This is a genomic window from Amycolatopsis dongchuanensis, from assembly GCF_039542405.1.
In the GTDB taxonomy this organism is placed as follows: domain Bacteria; phylum Actinomycetota; class Actinomycetes; order Mycobacteriales; family Pseudonocardiaceae; genus Amycolatopsis_E; species Amycolatopsis_E sacchari.
Window position 1 is genome coordinate 1 of sequence record NZ_BAABIB010000122.1, and the last position, 4,662, is coordinate 4,662.

Genomic DNA, 4,662 nt, shown 5'->3' on the forward strand with positions numbered 1-4,662 from the left:
GGCCTGCGTCCTCGTCTGCTACCGCAAGCTGCCGACTTCATTATGAAACCAGCTGTTAGTGGTCATCGAGCATCCTTCCTGCTCAGAGGAGTTGGCTTCCAGCCGCCGTGGTGCTCCGCGCGCTGCGGCGGCCGGGACGGCGGCGGGTCAGCGAGAGCAGCCGAGAAGGCCGGCGAGCACGGCGCGGCGCAGCGGCCGCTACGGCTGCTGCTGGGCGCGGGTGATCGGGCCGAACTGGCGGTCGGCCTGCATCGTCAGGTCCTTGATCCAGCCGTTGGACAGGCGGAACCAGCGGTTGGTCTCACGCCAGTCGCCGGCGTGCCGCAGTGCCTCGCACAGGGCGGTCACGACGTGGTTGGCGGCCTCGCGCATCGCCTCGTGCGCGGCGACGGCGTGCATCCGGCCGCTCCACTCGTGCCACAACGTCCCCACCTGGCTGGCGGCGCGGGTCCAGTCCTCCATGACCTCGCCGTCGAGGACAGTGGCCTGGTCCATCAGCCGGCGGTGCAGCCGCGGCAGCTCCTCGGGGCCGTCGAGGCGCCCGACCTCGGGCGGCTCCGGGCGGGCCGGCTCCTCCAGCCGGATCGACATCGCCTGGTCGTGCGCGGTGAGCTGCTCGGTGTGGCTGTTGTCCATGTGTTTCTCCTGCTCAGGGCGTTGATGGGTTGGGATGAGCCGGTCGGCTCCCCCAGCGCCCGGACCGGGCGGGCCGGGCGCTGGAAGGTCGACCGGGTCAGGAGGGCTCGCCGCGGGCGGCCGCGGCCGCCCCACTCCCCCTGGCCGCCAGCGCGGCTGCCGGGGCCAGGTGGGCGGAGCGGTAGGTGCGGTAGCGGGCCAGCAGGCACCGCCCGGCCGGTAGCAGCCACGGTCCGCCGCGGCGGGACCAGCGGCCCTGGTCGGCGTAGCGGATCCACGTCGCGCCCGACCACGGGAAGCCGTGCTGCAGCAGCGGCGCGTACCGGTGCTGGGCGGGGCCGAGGTAGCGGCCGGTGTCGTAGACCAGCTGCCGGCGGCCGCCGCCCCGGACCGGGAGGCCTTCGCCCATCTGGAAGGCCTGGCCCTCACCGCCGGCCAGGCGCTCGCGCAGCACGGGGTCGAGCGGGTCCGGCCCGTAGACCGGGCCGTCCTCGGTGTCCACGACCCACCCGTAGGCCGCCGCGCTCACCGCTGCGCCTCATCGCAGGTGGCGAGCATCGTGTCCAGGGCGTCGTGCTCGGCGCGGGTGACGGTGAGCTGGTAGTGGTGCTTGACCGCGATCCAGTCGGCGGCGTAGCCGCACCAGGCGCTGCTCAGCGGCGGTTTCCACGCCTCCGGGGCGCGGTCGCCCTTGGCCTGGTTGACGTTGTCGGTGACCGTGAGCAGCTCGGGCCGGGTCAGGTCGTTAGCGAAAGCCTCCCGCTGGGCTTGCGTCCAGGCCGAGGCTCCGGAGACCCAGGCGTTGGCCCGCGGCACGACGTGGTCGATGTCCACATCGGACGATTTGGTCCAGGTCGCGCCGTCGTAGCGGCTGTACCAGGTTCCGGACTTGATCGTGCAGTTCGCGCCGGTGACCACGTCACGCCCGTCGCGCTGCAGCACGGCCTCGCGGGTGTCGCAGCCGTTGCCCTGGCTGGACCAGTGCGGGAACTTCGCGTCGAAGTAGCCGTTCATCGTGCCCCGCGGGGCGACCCGCAGCTCGGCAAGCTGCCGGGCGGCATCACCGGCCGCCTGGCTCGTCGACGCCGTCCCGGCCGGGAACACGCTGCTCGCGCCGGGCGCGGCGGGCGCGAGGCAGCCGACTGTGGTCACTGCGGTCGCGGCGAGCGCCGCGGCGGTCCTGGCGAAGGTGGTGCGCGACATCAGCGGCCCCTCCCCGCCGGGCGGCCAGCGCCGCGGTGATCAGGGCGCCGAGCGGGATCTGCAGGCCCTTGTGCGCGGCCTGGTCCATCAGCGCCCGGCCGTTGACGCCGGCGGCCGCCAGGTCGTGGAAGGTGGGCTTGCCGGTGATCTCGGCGAACGTGCGCAGCAGGCGGCCGTCGTCGATGACGGCGTGCAGCACGATCTCGGCGGCGGTGCCGGCGGCCTGCACGGCCACCGGCACCCGCAAGCCCGCGGCCCGGTAGGCGGCGGCCTTGGTCGCGGCCTGGGTCAGGCCGTAGGTGATCGCGTGCCGGGCCAGGGCGCGCCGTCCGGCCGGGGTGCGCTGCTGCTTGCGCTGCGCGTCGCAGTCGAGCTGGACCAGGTAGTCGCCGGTCTCGTGCCCGGCCGCGCCGGCCAGCCACGTCAGGCCCAACACGGCGGCCCGGTACACGGTGGCGGTGTTCATCGTGGAGACCTCCTGCAGGTGTTGGTGCTGCTCAGGCGGACAGGAACGGCACGAGCACCTCGCCCGGCGGGGCGATCACCCGCCAGCGGCGGCCGCGGCGGAACGGGCCGGCCTGGCCGTTGGTCAGCTGCACGAAGATGCGCGGCCCGTCGGCACCGACCTCGCTGACGTAGGTGGTGGTGCCGTCGCGCTGGACGATCTCGGTGCCGATGCGGAGCTCGTGTGTGCGGCAGGTGGTCGTCGCCAGCGGCACCACCGGAGGCTGTGTGAGCAGGGACATTGCGGTACTTCCTTCCTGGGTTGGGTGAAGATTCAGGCGGCGACCGGGGCGCCCGTGGGCTCCAGCTCGACGCCCGGCGGGGCGCCGAAATCGCCGGTGGTTTGCATGCACTCCCAGCACTTCCAGGTGCTGGTCGGCACGTAGTTCTCGAACTCGCTGCCGCAGCGACGGCAGGTGCGGTGCGCGCGGCCCATCGCTTCGATCGAGGCCCGCCAGCGCGCGGACATGCGCCGGCTCGGCAGCGCCAGGTCGATGCGGAACAGCTCGCCGACCTGCTCGCCGCAGCCGCGTTTGCGGAACACCAGCAGCCCGAACGGGTCCTGGCCGCGCCGGCGGCGCAGCCGCTGTTCCCACAGCTGCGACTTGGTCACCAGCCCCGCGGGAGCGGTCCCCCACTTCCACACCGGCAGCCCGTCGCGGAAGCCGTAGCACCAGGTCCAGGTGCCGTCCCACAGCTGGACGTCATGCAGCGTCGTGCGCGACATCGCCGCTCACCCCGACGACCAGGTCGACCGCAACATCGGCCAGGGCGGAAGCCAGCTCAAAGCGCGCGGCGGACTCGCGCAGCAGCCGCGCCATGGTCGCCCACGTGCGGCCGACGCTGACCCCGGACAGCTCGGCGACTCGCTGAACCTGGTCAGCCGCGGCCGAGGCCAGACAGGCCGCGATCTGCCACTGGTGTCCGGATAGCCCGGCCTTGCGGTCCTCCCGCAACAGCTGGTTCAGCCGAGCCGTGTCCGCTTCGGCGATCTGCAGGTGCGCATGCTGCTCGTCAGAAAGCGCGAGCAAATGAGACACTGGAGGTCCTTCCCGAGTTGGGTTGGGTTGGGTTGGAGACCAGGCGGGGCGCAGGATTGCTTTCTCAGGGCGTCGTCCACGCCCCGCCTGGAGCTATTCACGCTGCTCAGCGGACTCTTCGATCATCGCGAGCAGGCTCGGAAAGCGTCAGTGAAAGACCGGGGAAACTTCCGTTTCCCCACGGGCCGATCAGCTCAGAACTCGCGCTTTCGCCACGTCCAGACCGATGCGCCGCGCACCGACCTCCCCCGGCCCCGCGACGGCAACCTCCCACGCCTGCCCCGTCCCGTCGAGATTGATGTACCGCCGGGTGTCGACGTGCTTGTACTGCTGGATCACCTGGCCGCCGTACTCGACCGTGCCCATGTGCATCAGCTCATGCAGCAACTCCGGCACCAACCGCTCAGCCGGCTCCCAAGACCGCTCGGACATGAACTACCTCCTAGCTCGCTGTGGATCACATTCCCAACTCCGCACTCACGGTTGCCGCCGCGAGCAGGGATGATACGACGTGATACGAGCGTAGAAGCGCGATGCGCGTATCGCAAGAGGTTGGCTGCGGATCGTCCAGCAAGTCGCCCATCCGGAGCAGTGGCAAGCAAAAACGCCAGCTTTTTCGCAGGCGAAAAAGCTGGCGTTATGTCAAGGACTGGGAACTCAGGGCGCTTGCGTCGACCGCCCCATGTAGCCGTGCTGAATCAGCCAAGCGCGGAGTGCGTCGTCAGCGATGTACTGCGGGGACATGCCCGTCGCGTCGACAGCCTCGGTCAGAGCTTCGTCTATCTCGGTCAGGATCCGAACCGTGAGCGGTGTCCTGTCCGGGCCGGCGGGGCGCCCGATCCGCCGCCCCGGCTTCTTGCCCGCGACCTTCTTGCGGGCTTTTCGAGCAGCAGGGGCGCCGACAACTCCGCCAGCCCCGCGGCTGGCGTGTCCGCTGGCCTTGCCGATGGCGTTTCCACTTGCGTTCTGAGCAGCGGATTCGCTGGCTGACGAGCCAGCGTTGGCGCTTGCGTCTCCGCCATCGCTATCGCCCGCAGGAACGCCGACCTTTTGGTCAGCTACCACGCCAGCCGACGCGCCAGCGTTCCCGATTTCATTGTCGGCTGCACCGCTACCAGCGAATTCGCCACCTTTCCCGACTGCTCCGTCGCCAACCTTCTCGGCAGCGTTTCCGCTTGCGGAAACGCTGCCGAGAAGGCTTTCCTTTCCGTTCTCAAGTTCGCTGGCGTGTCCGCTGGCCTTGCCGATGGCGTTTCCACTTGCGTTCTGAGCAGCGGAT

The 4,662-nt window shown here is 70.7% G+C and carries 8 protein-coding genes and 1 pseudogene; all 9 read right to left on the minus strand.

The window, feature by feature from the left end; all coding sequences use genetic code 11:
* Positions 1–198: 198 nt before the first annotated feature.
* On the minus strand, positions 199–636 hold the full coding sequence (locus ABFX51_RS31190) for a hypothetical protein (protein WP_346055832.1): 438 nt from the start codon (positions 634–636) through the stop codon (positions 199–201).
* A gap of 97 nt (positions 637–733) precedes the next feature.
* Positions 734–1,165 carry a hypothetical protein gene (locus tag ABFX51_RS31195; protein WP_346055833.1) on the minus strand — a complete coding sequence of 144 codons (432 nt, stop codon included), beginning with the start codon at positions 1,163–1,165 and terminating at the stop codon, positions 734–736.
* On the minus strand, positions 1,162–1,788 hold the full coding sequence (locus tag ABFX51_RS31200; RefSeq protein WP_346055840.1) for an HNH endonuclease family protein: 627 nt from the start codon (positions 1,786–1,788) through the stop codon (positions 1,162–1,164). The genes ABFX51_RS31195 and ABFX51_RS31200 overlap by 4 nt, the downstream gene beginning before the upstream one ends.
* Entirely contained in the window at positions 1,697–2,305 is a 609-nt protein-coding gene (locus ABFX51_RS31205) for a hypothetical protein (RefSeq protein WP_346055834.1), read from the minus strand. Before ABFX51_RS31205 ends, ABFX51_RS31200 begins: the two co-directional genes overlap by 92 nt.
* Before the next feature lie 31 nt (positions 2,306–2,336).
* Positions 2,337–2,585, minus strand: a complete 249-nt coding sequence (locus ABFX51_RS31210; protein WP_346055835.1) for a hypothetical protein — start codon at positions 2,583–2,585, stop codon at positions 2,337–2,339.
* Between the two features lie 32 nt (positions 2,586–2,617).
* The gene (locus ABFX51_RS31215; RefSeq protein ID WP_346055836.1) at positions 2,618–3,070 is read right to left on the minus strand and encodes an RRQRL motif-containing zinc-binding protein; all 453 of its coding nucleotides are present in this window, start codon (positions 3,068–3,070) and stop codon (positions 2,618–2,620) included.
* Entirely contained in the window at positions 3,048–3,383 is a 336-nt protein-coding gene (locus tag ABFX51_RS31220; RefSeq protein ID WP_346055837.1) for a hypothetical protein, read from the minus strand. Before ABFX51_RS31220 ends, ABFX51_RS31215 begins: the two co-directional genes overlap by 23 nt.
* A gap of 189 nt (positions 3,384–3,572) precedes the next feature.
* On the minus strand, positions 3,573–3,815 hold the full coding sequence (locus ABFX51_RS31225; protein WP_346055839.1) for a hypothetical protein: 243 nt from the start codon (positions 3,813–3,815) through the stop codon (positions 3,573–3,575).
* 225 nt (positions 3,816–4,040) lie between these two features.
* Positions 4,041–4,662: pseudogene (locus tag ABFX51_RS31230) on the minus strand (hypothetical protein); the annotation flags it as partial.

Bases quoted from the DNA above. Each gene is read 5' to 3' on its own strand.
- ABFX51_RS31190 (WP_346055832.1), bottom strand. From the start codon at position 636: ATGGACAACAGCCACACCGAGCAGCTCACCGCGCACGACCAGGCGATG.
- ABFX51_RS31205 (WP_346055834.1), bottom strand. From the start codon at position 2,305: ATGAACACCGCCACCGTGTACCGGGCCGCCGTGTTGGGCCTGACGTGG.
- ABFX51_RS31210 (WP_346055835.1), bottom strand. From the start codon at position 2,585: ATGTCCCTGCTCACACAGCCTCCGGTGGTGCCGCTGGCGACGACCACC.
- ABFX51_RS31215 (WP_346055836.1), bottom strand. From the start codon at position 3,070: ATGTCGCGCACGACGCTGCATGACGTCCAGCTGTGGGACGGCACCTGG.
- ABFX51_RS31225 (WP_346055839.1), bottom strand. From the start codon at position 3,815: ATGTCCGAGCGGTCTTGGGAGCCGGCTGAGCGGTTGGTGCCGGAGTTG.